The organism is Vibrio sp. 10N.261.54.E10 (assembly GCF_002877735.2).
In the GTDB taxonomy this organism is placed as follows: domain Bacteria; phylum Pseudomonadota; class Gammaproteobacteria; order Enterobacterales; family Vibrionaceae; genus Vibrio; species Vibrio crassostreae_C.
Window position 1 is genome coordinate 1,080,069 of record NZ_MCXE02000001.1, and the last position, 17,939, is coordinate 1,098,007.

General features: G+C 43.7%; 13 protein-coding genes and 1 pseudogene. 10 read left to right on the forward strand and 4 right to left on the reverse strand.

Annotation, left to right across the window (positions count from 1 at the left end):
- Positions 1 to 127: 127 nt before the first annotated feature.
- Positions 128 to 622, forward strand: a complete 495-nt coding sequence (locus BCU07_RS04735) for an outer membrane beta-barrel protein (RefSeq protein ID WP_017065440.1) — start codon at positions 128 to 130, stop codon at positions 620 to 622.
- A 155-nt stretch (positions 623 to 777) separates the two neighbouring features.
- Here the strand turns inward: BCU07_RS04735 and BCU07_RS04740 are convergent, their stop codons facing one another.
- Both BCU07_RS04740 and BCU07_RS04745 read right to left on the reverse strand, forming a co-directional pair.
- On the reverse strand, positions 778 to 1,560 hold the full coding sequence (locus BCU07_RS04740; protein ID WP_102428592.1) for a hypothetical protein: 783 nt from the start codon (positions 1,558 to 1,560) through the stop codon (positions 778 to 780).
- Entirely contained in the window at positions 1,481 to 2,302 is an 822-nt protein-coding gene (locus tag BCU07_RS04745) for a hypothetical protein (protein ID WP_413286080.1), read from the reverse strand. The genes BCU07_RS04740 and BCU07_RS04745 overlap by 80 nt, the downstream gene beginning before the upstream one ends.
- A 545-nt stretch (positions 2,303 to 2,847) precedes the next feature.
- On the opposite strand from BCU07_RS04745, the gene BCU07_RS04750 reads away from it, so the two are divergent.
- The 7 genes from BCU07_RS04750 to pheT all read left to right on the forward strand — a co-directional run bounded on the left by BCU07_RS04750 (position 2,848) and on the right by pheT (position 13,343).
- Positions 2,848 to 3,633 carry a TetR/AcrR family transcriptional regulator gene (locus BCU07_RS04750; protein ID WP_102428593.1) on the forward strand — a complete coding sequence of 262 codons (786 nt, stop codon included), beginning with the start codon at positions 2,848 to 2,850 and terminating at the stop codon, positions 3,631 to 3,633.
- Positions 3,634 to 3,804: 171 nt separating this feature from the next.
- Positions 3,805 to 6,267, forward strand: coding sequence for an efflux RND transporter permease subunit (locus BCU07_RS04755; protein WP_241910058.1), 2,463 nt, complete (start codon positions 3,805 to 3,807; stop codon positions 6,265 to 6,267).
- A gap of 44 nt (positions 6,268 to 6,311) precedes the next feature.
- Positions 6,312 to 7,118 (forward strand): outer membrane lipoprotein-sorting protein, encoded by an 807-nt coding sequence (locus BCU07_RS04760; RefSeq protein ID WP_017060448.1) that lies wholly within the window; start codon positions 6,312 to 6,314, stop codon positions 7,116 to 7,118.
- Positions 7,119 to 7,127: 9 nt separating this feature from the next.
- On the forward strand, positions 7,128 to 8,336 hold the full coding sequence (locus BCU07_RS04765; RefSeq protein WP_102428595.1) for a hypothetical protein: 1,209 nt from the start codon (positions 7,128 to 7,130) through the stop codon (positions 8,334 to 8,336).
- A gap of 247 nt (positions 8,337 to 8,583) precedes the next feature.
- On the forward strand, positions 8,584 to 9,735 hold the full coding sequence (locus BCU07_RS04770; RefSeq protein ID WP_372102238.1) for a GGDEF domain-containing protein: 1,152 nt from the start codon (positions 8,584 to 8,586) through the stop codon (positions 9,733 to 9,735).
- 218 nt (positions 9,736 to 9,953) lie between these two features.
- Complete coding sequence (gene pheS / locus BCU07_RS04775; protein WP_004734764.1) at positions 9,954 to 10,937, forward strand: phenylalanine--tRNA ligase subunit alpha; 984 nt, start codon at positions 9,954 to 9,956, stop codon at positions 10,935 to 10,937.
- Between the two features lie 18 nt (positions 10,938 to 10,955).
- Positions 10,956 to 13,343, forward strand: a complete 2,388-nt coding sequence (pheT, locus tag BCU07_RS04780; RefSeq protein ID WP_102428596.1) for a phenylalanine--tRNA ligase subunit beta — start codon at positions 10,956 to 10,958, stop codon at positions 13,341 to 13,343.
- A 167-nt stretch (positions 13,344 to 13,510) separates the two neighbouring features.
- On the opposite strand, the gene BCU07_RS04785 is transcribed toward pheT, so the two are convergent.
- Both BCU07_RS04785 and BCU07_RS04790 read right to left on the reverse strand, forming a co-directional pair.
- The gene (locus BCU07_RS04785) at positions 13,511 to 14,248 is read right to left on the reverse strand and encodes a hypothetical protein (RefSeq protein ID WP_102428597.1); all 738 of its coding nucleotides are present in this window, start codon (positions 14,246 to 14,248) and stop codon (positions 13,511 to 13,513) included.
- Positions 14,245 to 15,963 (reverse strand): RNA-directed DNA polymerase, encoded by a 1,719-nt coding sequence (locus BCU07_RS04790; RefSeq protein WP_241910059.1) that lies wholly within the window; start codon positions 15,961 to 15,963, stop codon positions 14,245 to 14,247. Before BCU07_RS04790 ends, BCU07_RS04785 begins: the two co-directional genes overlap by 4 nt.
- A 225-nt stretch (positions 15,964 to 16,188) precedes the next feature.
- Here BCU07_RS04790 and BCU07_RS04795 point away from each other — a divergent pair.
- Together BCU07_RS04795 and BCU07_RS04800 are read left to right on the forward strand one after the other, a co-directional pair.
- A pseudogene (locus tag BCU07_RS04795) lies at positions 16,189 to 16,404 on the forward strand (alpha/beta fold hydrolase); the annotation flags it as partial.
- A gap of 607 nt (positions 16,405 to 17,011) precedes the next feature.
- Positions 17,012 to 17,938: a hypothetical protein gene (locus tag BCU07_RS04800; RefSeq protein ID WP_102428599.1), complete on the forward strand. Its 927-nt coding sequence runs from the start codon at positions 17,012 to 17,014 to the stop codon at positions 17,936 to 17,938.
- Position 17,939 lies beyond the last annotated feature (1 nt).

Sequence of the window (17,939 nt, forward strand, 5' to 3'; positions counted from 1 at the left end):
GCAATGGCAAGGTTTGGGTATAAATCTTGCTTATTGCATTACTAATTGAATAGTTATTACATACAGGGCGACTTGGTGGCAATTTATTACCACTCAAGGCCTGCCACTAGGACGAAAAAGGTCGAATATGAAAAAAACGTTATTGGCACTAGCACTACTAGGTGCATCTTCAACAGCAATGGCTGATTCTTGGTTGTACGGCGGTGTAATGGGTGGTCAAAACTCATTCGCTGGTGAAGATGAAAACGCGGTGGGCATCCACGTAGGTACAGGTATCCTTCCACTAATCGGTGTTGAAGCGGGTTACTGGGATCTAGGTTCTTTCGGCAGCGTTAATTACGGCAACCGCGATCTTAAGAATTTAGACGCAAGCACTGCTTACCTAGCGATTAAACCAAGCATCGATTTTGGTCCTCTTCACGTATACGCGAAGGGTGGTCTTCACTCTTACGAGCTTAAAGCTGATGGCTTCAAGCAAGACGATGTTGATATCATGTACGGTGTAGGCGCTGAATACTTCATCTTTGGTCCACTATCTGTAGGCGCTAGCTACCAAAACTTCAAAATGAAAGATGACGACTCTGGCGTATTCACGCTAAACGCAACTATCCACCTACTGTAATTACTTGCAGTCAGTGACAGACGTACCGTTGGTCACGGATATTTGTAGAGTTCGTAAGAATTCGTAAAAAATGCCAGCTTGATAGCTGGCATTTTTGTATCTGTTAACCGTGTAATCGCTACTCTGTTTTCTTATAACAGATAGCAAGCGGATGGTTATTTTTTACTGTTCAGAATACGCTGAATTCTTGGGTTAATCGATTTACCGTGTTTACTTTCGTACTCTTCACGTTTTAAATCGTTCAGGTTCTTTACAGAGTTAGCGGCAAGAAGGAATTCTGGTAACTCAGTTTCAAGCATGCCTTTCTCATCTAAACGTTTCGCTTCCAAGTAATACTTCTTGAACAGGCCATCGAGTTTGTTTTCAGCCGTGCGCTTTAAATCGTACAGTTTATTCTGGATTAACCATTGCTCAATCTTATTATCTGCAGAGCGTGACAACACTCGAATACGGCTATCCAACAACTCTTCTTCAGTCAAAGAATCTTTCAGGATCCAAAGCTCACCCATTTGCGGCGGCCAACTGTTGCCAAGTTGAATACGTTCATGACAGTGCATTAGCACGCGGTTAAGGCCGTCTGAATCGACTGAGTTAGCAAATTCAATAAACTTACCGCTTGGCTCACTACCGTACTGATATTCCCACTGCGTTTCGTACACGCTCAAGAAAGAGCCGAACACGTGAATACACCAATCGGTTAGTTCCAGCTCTGCAGGATCTTGATCAACAACAGGTACTTGTTGAGACGCACCAGAATCCGCAGCTTGTGCAGCCGCTACTTTCACTTCGGTACTTTGCGCTTCAATCACTTCAGGTACTAATGGACCTGTAGCGTCAGGTACAACAGGTTGAGCTGGCTCAGAAGGTTGGCTTTTTGCCTTTTTGAATGAGCTGCTGCCTGAAGCGTTCAGATGGGCTAAGCTTTTGTCTATACCCATTTCCTTGAGCTTGTCCTGCATTTCCTGAATATTGAGAGGTCTTCTGCTGTTGTTGTCTTTCATTTTGCTTCTCGTTAACTAGCCAGTACTGCAGCTTGGATTCAATCCGAGATAATGGCATTAATTCATTGGCTTTGGCTTTATACCAGAGGACAAATTTCTTCCATACTAAACTATGGTCACCGGTCAAACCGGAGAATTTAAACGCACGTTCTGCCCATGATGGTATCTCTTCTTCGTTGAGATCATGAGTAGAGACGGTGTTGCTGTTCATTGAGCCTCGACCTTGTGGGCGAGGGGCCTGCTGCATGTGTTGCATTGGTGCCGGAGCAGGCTGAAACTTAGGTGCAGGTGCAGGTGCAGGTGCAGGTGCAGGTGCAGGTGCAGGTGCAGGTGCAGGTGCAGGTGCAGGTGCCGTAGAGTAGACCGGAATACTATTGGTCGGTTGAACCTCAACGTGCGCCGCAGTTTGCTCTTGCTCAATGAGCATTTTGAAAACGTGAATCTCTTTTTTATCCCGATAATCTACTTTTACCTTATCGAGAAAACCTTGGTCGACTAAACACTTAAGACAGTCGGCTAAACCAAACGTAGAGAGAGCACAAAGTTGACCTGCTGTTTGTAGGCACACATTGGTGTAGCCGAATTCGTCAGCACCGTCTGCAAGCATCAATAAAACCAGCTTTTCTGCAGGGCTAGAAGTATTCACTTGCCAAGCTAAATAAGAATATTTGGCGCTCAATATCGTGTTCTCAAAAAAGGTAAGTCGTTGTCACTATTGTAAGTCACCCCTTACCGAATTTATAGCAACTTAACAGAAAACGGCATTAGTAAGCCAAATATTGACCATAAGGAGACGTCTGCCCCATAAAGTAAGCCTACAGTCATTCATTCTTGTGGTTTAAGCTAGGAATCATTGGGCATGAATACGCATAGCAGCTTAAAGTGCCGACATTCTTTGTTAGGTTAAGAATGCCCAATTCGCGTCCACATTCTGTTGGTCACAATACAGGTCTTCTTTTAAAGTCTTCTCTTTAGGTCAACTATTGATGATTTTCTTAGCTATATCCCATTTATTCTCTTTCCATTCACAAAATGTATTTAATTTATAAAACCCCTTGTTATGATCAATATTTGCGCTATTATGACGATAAGTCAGAAATGACGAAGCGTCACAAAATGGTTAACTACATGAATTTACTATTCGTGTTAATATATTGGATAGGAGTGTTTTAAATACTGGCGAAGCTTAGATAACGGCTAAGCTCATATACGGACTAAAAAATTATGTTTGGCTTTGGTTGTAAAGGCGATAAACAAGGTATCTTTGGTTGCAAAGGCGTGTTGTCTAAAAAGCAGCAGTCTATTGCAGACCGAGAAGTAGAGTTGATGTTGTTAGCAAAAGATCTGGTTCGAGAACAAGGGTTCGGAAACCTCACGATGGACAAGCTAACGGCAGCGAGCTCTTATTCTAAAGGTACGATATACAATCACTTTTGCAGCAAAGAAGACGTCGTTTTAGCGTTATGTATTCACTCTCTCAAGACAGAAGCAATGATGTTTGCTCGCTCTGGAGAGTTTGAAGGCAACACACGTGAAAAGATCGTCGCATTGCACGTTGCTTACCGAATCTATGCTCGCATGGAACCGGTACTATCAACCTGTGCGATCATGGCTAAAAGCCCGTGGGTACTAGAGAAAGCGTCTAGTGCACGCGTCGCCGAGATGAATGAACTGGAAGAGTTGGTGATTGAACAATGCGACTCTATGGTTAACCAAGCGGTAGAAGTGGGTGACCTAAAGTTCTCTTCTGGCGTTGGCTCAGATGCCATCGTTTTTGCTAACTGGTCAATCGCATTTGGTTCAAATGCTTTGTCACAGAATGCATCAAACAGTCATTGTATTAAGCGGTTACAAGACCCGTATTCAGTATTACACAACGCGAACATGATTCTAGACGGCCTCAATTGGCAGCCCCTTTCTAGTGACTGGGATTACCGCAAAACTTGGCGTCGTGTAGAACAAGAACTGTTCAGTGAAGAGATCGCTTACTTAGAGTCTGTAGGTCGATAGCTTCCGTTAAGCCCACACATGTGGGTTTATTAATAACCATTTTTGACGATTCGTCACAAACTTGAGACTGACCGACTGTGGTTGCTGTTTTCTTGAGTGTTTGACTAAGCATTGTGTCTTTTGTCAGCTTCGGCTGGCTTTTTATGACACAAATATGACGAATCGTCACAAATGGAGACTGTGATGAAACATGACAGCCAGAAGCCCACGTTCGATCAGCAAAACCGAGATAACCCTAATGCCGATAGCGCAAACACAGATCTAAACAGTTGGCACTCAATACCTACCAAGCGTTCGTTTATCGTTCTGCTGGTGGTGTTTTCAATCATCATTCTCTCTGCATTAGGGGCTAAGAACCTCTACTTTAGAGGGGACTACAACATCTTCTTCGAAGGCACCAACAAGCAGTTGATGGCGTTCGATGAAATCCAAACCACCTTTGCAAAAACCGACAACCTTGCGATTGTTGTCGCACCTGAAGATGGCAATGTCTTCACCCCTGAAACTCTCACCCTGATTCAAAATCTCACGGTTGATGCGTGGCAGATCCCGTATTCAAGCCGTGTCGATTCCCTTGCTAATTATCAGCACACCGAAGCCATTGAAGATGATCTTTTGGTAGAAGACTTGCTGTATGAAGAGTACGAACACACACCAGAACGCATCGCCAAAGTAAAACAGATCGCCCTTAACGAGCCGTTGCTTAAGAATGCCTTGGTGTCGGCCTCTGGCGATGTGACGATTGTGAACGTCACCGTGCAACTGCCAGAAGTGGACAAAACCGCAGAAGTGCAAGAGGTGATTGCGGCAATCAATACCATGATCGGCAAGTACCAAGCTCAGTATCCTAATGTCGAATTCCATAAAGCGGGCATCATAGCCATGAACAACGCGTTTATGACTTCGGCTCAAGAAGACAGCTCAACGCTCGTTCCCTTAATGCTGTTGGTGGTACTGATGTTCCTGACCTTTATGCTGCGCTCGTTCTTTAGTGTGGTGGCGACGCTCATTGTGATCATCTCTTCGATTGTTGCCACCATGGGATTGTCTGGTTGGGCAGGGATGTTCTTGAGTACCGCAACCGTGAATGTGCCAACCTTGGTTTTAACTTTGGCGGTGGCTGATTGTGTTCACGTGATTGTGACCATGAGACAAGCGATGCAGCGCGGTATGGAGAAAGCACAAGCCATTCAATACAGCATCAAGCTCAATGCGATGCCGATTCTGATCACCTCGGTGACCACTGCGATTGGTTTCCTGATGATGAACATGTCGGACTCACCAGTGCTGCGTGATTTCGGTAACTTATCGGCACTGGGTGTACTTATTGCGTGCTTCTTGTCTGTGACTATGTTGCCAGCGTTGCTAAAACTGCTGCCAGTCAAACGTCTACCTGCCAACCCTAAGGCGGCAGACAAAGTCACCTTCATGGATAAGCTGGGCGATTTTGTCGTAACTAACCGTAAAGCACTGCTGCCGATTTCTACGCTAGTGATTGTTGGCGCTGCCGCGTTAATTCCGCTCAACAAAGTCAACGATGAATCGGTGAAGTATTTCGATACCTCAAGTGAATTCAGACAAGCGGCCGACTTCATGGAAGAGACCGTAAGCGGCATGACAACCCTCAGTATCGCAGTGAAAACTAACGAGTCTCAAGCGATTGCTGATCCTGTGTTCTTGCAAGCGATTGGTGACTTTACTGAGTGGCTACGTGTTCAACCAGAAACCGACCATGTCGCCACGCTTTCTGATGTTTACATGCGTTTGAACAAGAATATGCATGCCGACGACGACAGTTACTACAAGCTACCGCTGAACCGTGAACTTGCCGCGCAATATCTGCTGCTTTACGAAATGTCTCTGCCGTACGGCTTGGACTTGAACAACCAGATCAACGTCGATAAATCATCGATCAAAATGGTACTCACCGTCGATAACCTTGGCAGCGTTGAGCTAGTCGAACTCGAAGAGCGCATTTACTCATGGTTTGCAGCCAATGCACCGCAATATGAAGTGGTGGCTTCGAGCCCTTCACTGATGTTTGCTCATATTGGCGAAACCAACATGGCGAGCATGCTATCAACTTTGCCTATCACCCTAGTGCTTATCTCTGGCTTGATGATCTTTGCATTGCGCTCGGTTCGCTTAGGCATGATCAGCCTAGTGCCCAACATTGCGCCTGCGATCATTGGCTTTGGTTTATGGGCGCTTATCTCAGGTGAAATCAACCTCGGTTTGTCAGTCGTGGTCACGCTCACGTTGGGTATCGTGGTTGATGATGCGGTGCACTTCTTGAGTAAATACCAGCGCGCAAGAATCGAAGGGAAATCAGCAGAAGAAGCGGTTCGATACGCTTTCCACACCGTAGGTCGCGCTTTGTGGATCACCACTGTTGTGCTAGTGGCCGGTTTCTCTGTACTGGCGATGTCGAGCTTCAGACTCAACTCCGACATGGGCTTACTCAGCGCGATTGTGATTTTCATTGCGCTGGTGGTCGATTTCATCTTGCTACCAAGCTTACTGATGCTCTTCGACAAACAGACCCACTATTCAGCTAAAACTCAGCACGAATCAAAGCCAGATACCAAGTCGCAGCCTAGATCGACAGCCGAACTGACTACTTCGACCAAATAAGGAAACGTCGGCCTGCTGCGGTGGGCTGACTCAAGGAGATATTTATGAAAAGCGTTAAACAAACATTCGCTACTACATTACTTACTGTTAGCTCGTTGGCACTGAGCACATTCGCCGCTTTCCCAGCGTTAGCAGACCCTGCGAAAGGCTTAGAAATTGCCGAGCAACGTAAAGCGGTCGATGTCGGGTGGGGCGATTCTGTCGCAACCATGGAAATGCTACTTCGCAACAAGCAGGGCGAAAGCAGTACACGTTTGATGCGATTGAAATCTTTGGAAGTCGATGACGATGGCGACAAAGGCTTAACCATTTTTGATGAACCACGCGACGTAAAAGGCACGGCTTTCCTAAACCATTCGCACATCACCAAATCCGATGACCAGTGGTTGTATCTTCCTGCACTCAAGCGTGTAAAACGCATCTCTTCACGCAACAAATCTGGCCCGTTTATGGGCAGTGAATTTGCGTATGAGGACTTAAGCTCGTTTGAACTTGAAAAGTACACCTTCAACTACATTGAAGACGCAAAACTGGAAGGCGTAGACACCTTTGTTTTAGAGCAAGTACCGACCGATAAAAACTCAGGCTACACCATGCAAAAGGTATGGCTAGACCAACAGCACTACCGCCCAATGAAAGTCGAGTTTTACGACCGCAAAGGCGCACTGCTTAAAACTCTATCGTTCCAAGATTACAAACAGTACCTAAACCAATACTGGCGCGCACACACCATGGCGATGCAAAACCATCAAACAGGCAAAAGCACCGTATTAACCACGACAGATTTAGTGTTCCAGACCGGTCTTAAAGACAAGGATTTCCAAAAGAACACACTAAAACGTGCGAAATAAGGCAGGAATATGAAAAGGATTGTGGCAACAGGAACCCAATTATCCTTAACCTTGGCGGCGACCGTCGGGCTTATGCAGGTGTCGTTGCCTTGTGTGGCGGCAGGCTTTAGTCCTGATATCGCAGGGCAGGTTAACCTTGAACATAGGCAGTTCTTTAGCGACGGCTTACAAGGGCAAGACAAAGGACAAAGCTCACTGGTGTTGCAGCCAGAGTTTTACTGGGAGCAACAAGAGGGCAACGGCAGCATTACCTTCACCCCGTTTTATCGCCTAGACAGTGAAGACGATGAACGAACTCATGGTGATATTCGCGAAGCCTTGTATTTAACCTATTGGGATGATTACGAACTGCGAGCGGGTGTTGGAAAGGTATTTTGGGGCGTAACCGAATCGGCGCATTTAGTGGATGTGGTAAACCAGACCGATGCCATTGAATCGGTCGATGGCGAATCCAAGTTAGGTCAGCCTATGGTGCACTTCACCTCGATAAAAGAGTGGGGCACCATAGACGCCATGTTACTGCCGTATGTTCGTGAGCGTACCTTCGCAGGCGAAGACGGTCGATTAAGGCCAACCGTGCCAGTATCGGACGATGCGCTTTACGAATCTTCACGAGAAGAAAAACACGTTGATGTGGCATTGCGTTACAGCCAAATGTACGGTGATTGGGATGTCGGTTTAAGCTACTTAGGCGGCACAAACCGCGACCCTTATTACCGTGTGGAAGGCAATCAACTCAAGCCATACTACGCCCAAATGCAACACTTCGGATTGGATGTTCAAGGCATTATCGGTGACTGGTTATGGAAGCTGGAAAGCATTTATCGCGACAGCTACGACAACCATACCGGCGTGGCGACAGGCTTTGAATACACTTGGGTAGGGGCGCTTGAATCGTACTGGGACATCGGCTTCATCGCTGAATACCTGTATGACAGCCGAGGCAACAATGCCCAAACCATCGGCCAAAATGATGTGTTCCTTGGGGCACGTTTCGCTTTGAACGATGAAGACGGCACCGAAGTGCTTACTGGTATCACTCAAGACTTAGATAACAGTGATGTCTACAGTGCCAAGCTAGAGGCATCGAGCCGTATTAACAACAATCTCAAGTGGCGACTGAATGCTTGGTTGTTTGAGAACGAAACCCCAGAGGACTTGTTGTTCTTCGCACGCAAGGATGACTTTGTTGAACTGGCGTTGGAATACTATTTTTAGTCTTTACAAAAAGTTAGTATTTCCAACCATTTAGCATTTCCAAAAAAATTGGCATTTCCAACAAGTTAGCATTTCCCGAAAAGTTAGCATTGGTTTCGTGGGGCGCTCTTGCTAAAGGGGGCGTCTCAGATTTAAGAAGCGCAATATTTAGAATGTTTAATGTCATCTTTTTATAAAATAGAGCAAATAATCGAATAGTCCCAAAGGTAAAATGGTTGTATTTTTCGAGTATCTATAACCTCCGAATATGCATGTAAATCGTGCTGGTGGTATCGGCCCTAAGGGATTTATGAATTTATTTAATTGGGATAAAAACTTTGAAACAGGCATTGGTGTTGTAGATGAACAACATCAATACCTTGTTGGTTTTATCAATCACTACGGAAATCTTTTGTCAGAGAATACTATCTCTATAGACGACATTAACATCGCTTTACTCGAACTCGCGCGCTATGCAGAATTTCACTTTAAAGAAGAAGAATCTTTGATGAGAGATTGCGGTGTACATGAGTTACACATTGAAGAACACATCAAAGTGCATCGTGTATTTAAGCAAGATATCTACGGTATGCAAGCTTTCATCTTAGAAGAAGATCAGGTGTCAGCACGGCAGTTATTGGACTTCCTCATCCATTGGCTTGCTTACCACATCCTCGGCATCGACCAAAACATGGCGCGACAAATGACCGCGATAGAAGAGGGCGCGACACCTCTGCAAGCCTTTGAAGCGGAAGAAAAGCAGCAAGATTCTGCGACTGTCCCGCTGTTGGCTGCGCTTAACGGCCTGTTTGAACAAGTCTCTGAACGAAACAAACAGTTGTTACGCTTCAACCAGTTACTCGAAGATAAAGTTGAGGAACGTACGGCAGAATTAAAACGAGCGAATAAGAGACTTGAAGAACTGTCATTAACCGACTCTCTTACTAATTTGCATAACCGTCGTAGTGCTTTTAAACAGTTAGCGCTGCATTGGCAAGACTCCAAAGAACTGGGCATGCCTTTAGTGTGTATTATGATTGATGCCGACCACTTCAAGCGCATTAATGACACCAGCGGCCATGATGCAGGCGACTTGGTGCTACAAACCCTCTCGCGTGAACTGAAAAACACGTTCCGTAATGATGATATTGTTTGCCGGTTAGGTGGCGATGAGTTCTTGGTTATTTGCCCAAACACCGACCTTAAAGGTGGGATGTACATCGCGGAAACCGCTCGACAGAAAGTGTCTGAATTAGAGGTTGAAACCAGTCATCAAGTTTGGATTGGCAGTATTAGTGTCGGTGTCGCTGAAATGACCCAAGAATTCGAAACCATGAACGAATTGATTAAAGCGGCGGATGAGTCCGTCTATTTAGCAAAAAACGCAGGGAAGAACAGCGTTTGTTCTATTCAGATCTAGCCTTCAGGTCATTTCCAAATTAAGAAGTGGAACCTGTAATTGTTCCACTTCTTCCTACTCCTCATTAATATCCTGTTAAATTTGCCGTGTTTTTAGGCAATAACTTGTTCTTTTAGCGATTCAATTTGGCATTGGTTGCGTGTTTGATTACTATGTGTAGCTATCTAAAAAAACTAATCATCCGATACGGACACTACCAACTGGTAGATGAGGAAATGATGCAACATCTAGAAGAGATCATTGCTAATGCAACGACTGCTATTGATACAGCAGATTCGTTAGTCGCACTTGATGAAGTGCGAGTTCAGTATTTAGGTAAGAAGGGTGAATTAACTCTTCAACTACAAAGCCTAGGTAAACTTCCACCTGAAGAGCGTCGCACTGCTGGTCAAGAGATCAACAAAGCGAAAGGTGCTGTTCAACAAGCGATCGCAGCTCGCAAAGACGCACTACAACGTGCAGAGCTTGAAGCGAAACTAGCTGAAGAAACTATCGATGTGAGCCTACCAGGTCGTCGCATTGAGAACGGTGGTCTTCACCCAGTTACTCGCACTGTTGAGCGTATCGAACAGTTCTTTGGTGAGCTTGGCTTTAGCACTGAGTCTGGCCCTGAGATCGAAGATGCATTCCACAACTTTGATGCACTAAACATCGCAGACGATCACCCAGCTCGTACTGATCACGATACTTTCTTCTTCAACCCTGATCTAATGCTACGTACGCACACTTCTGGTGTTCAAATCCGTACGATGGAAAACGGCAAACCGCCATTCCGCTTCATTGCTCCGGGTCGTGTTTACCGTAACGACTACGATCAAACTCACACGCCAATGTTCCACCAAGTGGAAGGTATGTTAGTTGATGAGAACGTAAACTTCGCACAACTTAAAGGCATTCTTAACGATTTCCTTTGTAACTTCTTTGAAGAAGAAGTTGAAGTGCGTTTCCGTCCTTCATTCTTCCCGTTCACAGAGCCTTCAGCTGAAGTTGACGTGAAACGTAAAGATGGCAAATGGCTAGAAGTTCTAGGCTGTGGCATGGTTCACCCTAACGTACTTCGCTCTGTTGGCATCGACCCTGAGAAATACTCTGGTTTTGCATTCGGTATGGGTGTAGAGCGTCTAACGATGCTTCGTTACGGCGTAAATGACCTTCGTGCGTTCTTCGAGAACGACCTTCGTTTCCTTAAACAATTCAAGTAATCCGGGGCAGTCAAAACTATGAAATTCAGTGAATCTTGGCTACGCGAGTGGGTTAAACCTGCAATTAACAGCGAAGAGCTAGCTCACCAAATCACTATGGCTGGTTTGGAAGTTGACGATGTAGAACCTGTTGCTGGTGAATTCACCGGCGTTAAAGTAGGTAAAGTGGTTGAGTGCGGTCAGCACCCAGACGCAGACAAACTACAAGTTACAAAAATTGATATCGGCGAAGAAGAGCTTTTAGACATCGTATGTGGTGCATCTAACTGTCGTCTTGGCCTAACTGTAGCAGTAGCAACAGTTGGCGCAGTACTGCCTGGTGACTTCAAAATCAAGAAAGCAAAACTACGTGGCGTTCCATCGCACGGCATGCTTTGTTCTTTCTCTGAGCTAGGTATCGACGTAGAGTCTGACGGCATCCTTGAGCTGCCAGAAGGCACAACGCTAGGTATGGACGTACGTGAGCTTCTTGAGCTTAACGACGTAACTATCGATGTAGACTTAACAGCAAACCGCGCAGACTGCTTCAGCATCCGTGGCCTTGCTCGTGAAGTTGGCGTACTAAACCGCGCAGACGTTACAGAGCCAACAGTTGAAGCTGTTGCAACAAGCATTGAAGACACAGTATCTGTTGAAATTAAAGCAACTGATGCTTGTCCACGTTACCTTGGCCGTGTGGTTAAGAACGTAAACGTGAAAGCGGAAACACCAATCTGGATGCAAGAAAAACTGCGTCGTTGTGGTATCCGTTCAATCGACCCAGTTGTAGACATCACAAACTACGTGATGCTAGAGCAAGGCCAACCAATGCACGCATTTGATCTAGCTAAGATCGAAGGCGGTATCGTGGTTCGTCTAGCAGAGCAGGGCGAAAAGCTAACACTTCTAGATGGCAACGAAGCTGAACTAAACAGCAACACACTTGTTATCGCTGACCACAACAAAGCACTAGCAATCGCTGGTATCTTTGGCGGTCAAGATTCAGGTGTGACTACTGAAACGACAGACGTACTTCTTGAAGCAGCATTCTTCGCACCGGATCATATCCGTGGTCGCGCACGTGCTTACGGCCTTCACACAGATTCTTCTCTACGTTTCGAACGTGGTGTTGATTCAACACTTCAAGCAGCAGCAATGGAGCGTGCAACACAGCTTCTAGTTGAAATCTGCGGTGGTGAAGTTGCGCCAGTAAACGGCAGCGAATCTGAAGCTGATCTTCCTAAAGCAAACGTAGTTGCTCTACGTCGCGCTAAGCTAGACAGCCTACTAGGTCACGAAATCCCATCTACAGACGTAGTGGAAATTCTTACTCGCCTAGGTTGTAACGTTGAAACGACTGATGCTGGTTGGACGGCAACGTCTCCATCTTGGCGTTTTGATATCGCAATCGAGCAAGACCTAATTGAAGAAGTTGGTCGTATCTACGGTTACGATAACATTCCAAACCAAGCGCCTAAAGCGGCGCTTAAAATGAATGACCACAAAGAAGCTAACCAACCGCTTAAGCGCGTTCGTGACCTTCTTGTAGACCGTGGCTACCACGAAGCAATCACATACAGCTTCGTAGAACCAGAACAGCAAAAACTTGTTGTACCTGGTGTTGAGCCGCTAATCCTGCCATTCCCAATCTCTGCGGACATGTCAGCAATGCGTCTTGGCCTAATCCAAGGTCTTCTAAACACAGTTGTTCACAACCAGAAGCGTCAACAGTCTCGCGTTCGTCTATTCGAATCAGGCCTACGTTTCATCCCTGAAGCTACTGCTGAAAACGGCATGCGCCAAGAAATGATGCTTGCGGGCGTTATCTCTGGTACTCGTGGCGAAGAGCACTGGGACATTGCAACTAACACTGTAGATTTCTTCGATCTTAAAGGTGACCTAGAAGCCGTTCTTGAGCTTTCTGCAAACGAAATCGCATACAGCTTCAAAGCAGCTAAGCACCCAGCACTTCACCCAGGTCAAACTGCGGCTATCGTAGTAGATGGTAAAGAAGTGGGTATCATTGGTACTGTTCACCCAGAACTAGAGCGTAAGTTTGGTCTTAACGGCCGTACTATCGTATTCGAAATCGAATGGGCAGCTATCAACACTCGCGTGCTTCCAGAAGCAGTAGCCGTATCTAAGTTCCCTGCAAACCGTCGTGATATCGCCGTTGTTGTTGACGAAGCAGTTGCTTCTGGCGACATCGTAGAAGCGTGTATCGCTGCTGGTGGCGAATTCCTAACAGGCGCTAAACTGTTCGACGTATACGTTGGTCAAGGCGTTGAAGAAGGTAAGAAGAGCCTAGCAATCGCACTTAGCCTACAGTCTGTAGAGCGCACACTTGAAGATGCAGACATCGCTGGTTCAGTAGATGCTATCGTAGCTTCAATCTCAGAGAAATTCGGCGCAGCACTTCGCGACTAATCTCTTCTGATAGATAGAAAAACCAAAGGCCTCGCATTGCGAGGCCTTTTTTGTTTTCAGTGTACAGTGCTAAATATGGTTGATACATTCTAGGGTTGCTACTTAAATATTGTAGAAACACAAAATCTTAAGTTATCGATTTGAATATAACTAGAATACATTAGGTCTTAATATACTGGCTCTACAAAACTAATATCTGTTATAAACCCTTCAATTTCACTGTAAAGCTCTTGGCTACTAAGCGAACTTAGGTCTCGACATAAGTTGTCAATATCCTCAGAAAAAGAAATACCCATTCTAGGATTAAAAAGCTCAATCTTCTCTATTTTTTTTCTGTTTTTAGAGTAAGAATTAAGAGCGCAGTAAACTAATACTTGCCTGATATCATATATACTAAAGTTTCGTTCCCCTGACTTAATTTCAATTAATGTATTATCGATTAAGATATCCCCCTTGGCATCGTTTATATAACCGCAACCATTGAATTCTGGGTCTATTATTCGAGTGTGTTTACTAGACATGCAACGAATATACATCTTCTTATAAAGTTGAATTATTTGACTGATTTCTAGATTATTCAAAGGTAGGCTACAAGCGTTACCATAACTGAATCGAGACAGGTAATCTAATGACGTAAACATAACGGAATCAAAATCAGGACTTAAATGAAAAGTAGAAGAGTTTACTTTTTCATTATTTATTTCTTTATTAATTACTTTTCTTAATAACTGGAAAGACATAACATTGACTAAGGCTATGTTTTCTTTTCGTTCTGCAGATGAAAATGGTTCATACATTGCTTCGGTCAATCCACCATTGATCAATCGGATATGGTTTCTAGCGTTCGGCAATAGTTCATTCCAAAATGCAGTAAACTTTTTAGAAAATGTAATCTCTGAAATCATAATGCTATCTCCAATTTTCTTGAAGATTTTCGTTTTGCTGCCCAATCTTGATATATTTTCTCAATGAAGTTGAAGTTTCGTTTATTATGATCACGCCAATGTGAACCTTCATCACCTAATGTATAACTTGCAATAATAAACATTCTTCTTTGCCATTTATTCATTGTAGAGAACGTCCCTTTCAAGTCTGATAACCAATAGTGTACGTTCCATTTCGTCATGGCTTGAGTTACCACTAGATTGATCAATATACTAGAAGTGTTTTTGTTATATATATCAATTAAAACTGCTTGTGAATCGGCATTATTTTCTTTTGCTAATAATTTTACTGCATAAGCTAGATTTAACTCTGTCTTAAGTATGAATGAATCATTATTTATCAGTTGAATTATTGTGTTTCTTATCTCATTTTTTGTAGTATCGTCAAAACGGTCCCAATTACTTGAGGCAACTTGTATAACCGTGGAGAATATCGGATATATTTCATTAATACTGTCTAAAATAATGGTATAGGCATCTGATAATACAGCGTCGTCTGTTGCTGAAAAAGCCCGTATTAGTTGTTTACTAAAAGACTGGTTTAACTTTGACTTCTGTAGTTCAGCACTAAGTAATCCAAGTAAGTCAAAATCTTTTAGAGACTCTTTAATGGATTCGTACTGCTCTACAGCGTCAGATGAGTATGGGTCGTAACGAATAGGTAGGCTCATGAATCTTGCTTTCTGTGGAGAGCCTTCATCTTCATCTACACCGAACAGTTTTGCTTGGGTTAAAGATACAAACTCGTCTTTTGACATAATTGAGGTCTTATGTTTTTGAAGAGTAAGACCCTCGTTTTTCATGAGCTTCTGACTTAGAAGTGTCAACGTAGAATGTGCACTTTCTTTTGAATCACAAAATATATGGAAATCGTCAACATAACGTTTGAACGAAATACTGTTAATTTGAAGTAGATGATCTATTGAGTCAAGTGAAAGCTCAGCTAAGATTCGCGCTGCAGGACCTCCAACAGGAAGACCATATGAATTGGTACCAGAAAATTGTTGTATTAATTTCTTTATTTTACTAGATATATTTTTATTGTCGTCAAGACGATCAAGAGCATTCTCTAAGCGATGGTGATATATCCTAGTGTAGAAGTCAGAAATATCACATGTAATTACATAATTACATTTCTCAGACTCTTTAACAAAATTCAAACTGTCTTCTTGGAAATTTCTCCACCCTATATTTTTGTCAAATAATGAGCCAGACTCCATATCTGGATTGAAGCGATATGAATACACGTATTTTTCAGACAATCTATCGCTTTCTACTTTATTAGATAAGCTCAATACTAGACCTAAGAAAAAAACATTCCAATATGGATCTATTTGAGTCGCCCATCTAAAACCGGTATAACCAACAGTTGAAAATGTACTGATGTTTACAGGGCCAGAATCCGTTATTCGGTCTTCATAATTATTAAATGTATCCATTAGAGATTCTAATAACGAATCCTGTACATCTTCAAACATTCTGGTTTCCATAGGGTATGGAAATATATCGGTGTCTCCAAATGAAATAACATTCTTGATTGCCAATGCAAATGCAGACTCAATATCATTTTCTTTGAATGTTCTAACGATCTTTTTGTCTGATTTATTCTTAGATTTTCTTTGTCTAGTAGGCGGTTTTTCAGCTAAAGGTATTGGCGTAACTTCCTTGGTAGTCATTATGTTTTCTTCATTTGGTAGTTTTTTTTAATATACAACTTAATGCTATTCCATACAATAAGTATGCTCTCTATTGAGTAAAGTGGCTCTGAAAGATGCCTATCACTAATTGTCTTAGTGTTGTTAAGGCCCCCTTGATCCAACTAAAGCTCCATACTTCATAGTGACTATATTGATTGAGAGGGGAGCTTTCTATGCTTCCTCTAAAGTAAGTAGAGAGACACTATGAAACGTTTAATTCTAAACATCACACTCTTGGTATTTATGGCGCTTGGTAGTATGAGTGCCATGGCTCATGATTCAACGGTTAAGTACGGTATTGCGATATCTCACGATGGTGAGCAAATTGCGTATGGCAAAAGTGGGAGCTGGGAGACGGCGCTGATCTTCATTCACGGCTGGAGTTTAGACAGCAGGCTTTGGCAAAACCAAGTGGGTGAGGGCTTTCTTACGTGCTGTACAGCTCCCGAAACGACTAGGGCAGATTCACGTGAGAATAGGCTGATAATCCCCTCCTAACCTCCCCTTGGTTTACATTTCCAATCTCTTGCCGGTCATGGGAAAGGGGAGGAACTGAATACCGATCGCTACATGTGCTGCTATATGTTCAGCGGCAAAGAATGTTCTCCCCCTCATTCATATATCTCAAGAGATCGAGTCACTCCATTCGAGGGGGAGTTAGAGGGGGAGGCTTTGGTCTACTAGAACTATTCCACAATGTCGATGAAAGCGGTGGAGTCAGTGAAGTAGGGCGCTGTAGTTGTTAAAAGATGGATGTAATCGGTGATAGATAAAACTAAGGCCTCGCGATTGCGGGGCTTTTTTGTTCGTTGGAGGCTTTGCTAGATACATTCATTTCAATTTGTGAGTAATGTTCGCATCGTTCATTCTTTTATGGTCCTTAAACGACGGCCTCATAGTTATATAAATGCTCTATCAACCACCTCTAGATACGTAATTAGCACCCCTGTTATTAGTAAGGGCTGACCGAATCTAGTGGTGCTTTCTACTGATAATCACTTTAACTATGTGTTTAGGACGTCCTGCTATGGCTAAGAAAATAATATTCATTCATGGTCGCGCTCAAAAGCCCGATAAAGCTTCCCTTCAAGCACTTTGGTACGAGGCTATAGAACATGGCTTGCAGCGAGATTGTGGAGACTCAAGTTCGTTACAAGCTTTTAAAGATGTCGATAAACGGTTTGTCTATTACGGTGAACTATCAAACACCTTGTTAGACAAACCAACGGAAGATCCTGCAAGTCGACAACAAGCGTTGTCTGAACTCAAAAAGTACAAGACAAACCAATTCAATAAAACAACGTATAACAAGGTATCTAAAATTGGTTTTCTAAAAGAGGCGTTAGCAGATACTTTTTCATCGCTATTTGGAAAGCTAGGTGTGGCTGAGACACTGATAACGAAGGTCGCGCCAGATATGGCGAACTATTGGAATGAAGATACCTATTTTGGTAGCGATGTCAGGCATAGGCTAATGGTTGAACTAAAGGAAGCGCTTGATGATCAAGATGACGTGATGATTGTATCGCACAGTCTTGGGTCAATGATCAGTTATGACGTGTTATGGAAGCTGTCTCATTACGGAGAGTATAGACACGACTATGGTGCAGGCAAGAAGGTCAACTTATTGCTTACGCTTGGGTCACCGTTAGGAGATGAAAACGTAAAAGATAGGCTAAAGGGGAGTCGCTTAAAAGATGAGAAGAAGTACCCTTTAAACATTCAGCAATGGATAAACATTTCGGCAGAAGATGATTTTATCTCTCATGACAGCAAAATTAAAAATGACTTTAAGGATATGCTCAAACTGGATCTGATACCCGGCGGAATGAAAGATATCCACCCCATTTACAACCTCAATATTCGCAACGGAAAAAGCAATCCTCATGCTTCCATCGGTTATCTAATCAACCCTAAATTCATCACAGTACTGGACGAATGGCTCTCGAGTTGAT

Excerpts from the sequence above, each read along its gene's own strand:
- BCU07_RS04735 (WP_017065440.1), top strand. The coding sequence starts at position 128 with ATGAAAAAAACGTTATTGGCACTAGCACTACTAGGTGCATCTTCAACA.
- BCU07_RS04740 (WP_102428592.1), bottom strand. The coding sequence starts at position 1,560 with ATGGGTATAGACAAAAGCTTAGCCCATCTGAACGCTTCAGGCAGCAGC.
- BCU07_RS04750 (WP_102428593.1), top strand. The coding sequence starts at position 2,848 with ATGTTTGGCTTTGGTTGTAAAGGCGATAAACAAGGTATCTTTGGTTGC.
- BCU07_RS04755 (WP_241910058.1), top strand. The coding sequence starts at position 3,805 with ATGGAGACTGTGATGAAACATGACAGCCAGAAGCCCACGTTCGATCAG.
- BCU07_RS04760 (WP_017060448.1), top strand. The coding sequence starts at position 6,312 with ATGAAAAGCGTTAAACAAACATTCGCTACTACATTACTTACTGTTAGC.
- BCU07_RS04765 (WP_102428595.1), top strand. The coding sequence starts at position 7,128 with ATGAAAAGGATTGTGGCAACAGGAACCCAATTATCCTTAACCTTGGCG.
- BCU07_RS04770 (WP_372102238.1), top strand. The coding sequence starts at position 8,584 with ATGCATGTAAATCGTGCTGGTGGTATCGGCCCTAAGGGATTTATGAAT.
- pheS (WP_004734764.1), top strand. The coding sequence starts at position 9,954 with ATGCAACATCTAGAAGAGATCATTGCTAATGCAACGACTGCTATTGAT.
- pheT (WP_102428596.1), top strand. The coding sequence starts at position 10,956 with ATGAAATTCAGTGAATCTTGGCTACGCGAGTGGGTTAAACCTGCAATT.
- BCU07_RS04785 (WP_102428597.1), bottom strand. The coding sequence starts at position 14,248 with ATGATTTCAGAGATTACATTTTCTAAAAAGTTTACTGCATTTTGGAAT.
- BCU07_RS04790 (WP_241910059.1), bottom strand. The coding sequence starts at position 15,963 with ATGACTACCAAGGAAGTTACGCCAATACCTTTAGCTGAAAAACCGCCT.
- BCU07_RS04800 (WP_102428599.1), top strand. The coding sequence starts at position 17,012 with ATGGCTAAGAAAATAATATTCATTCATGGTCGCGCTCAAAAGCCCGAT.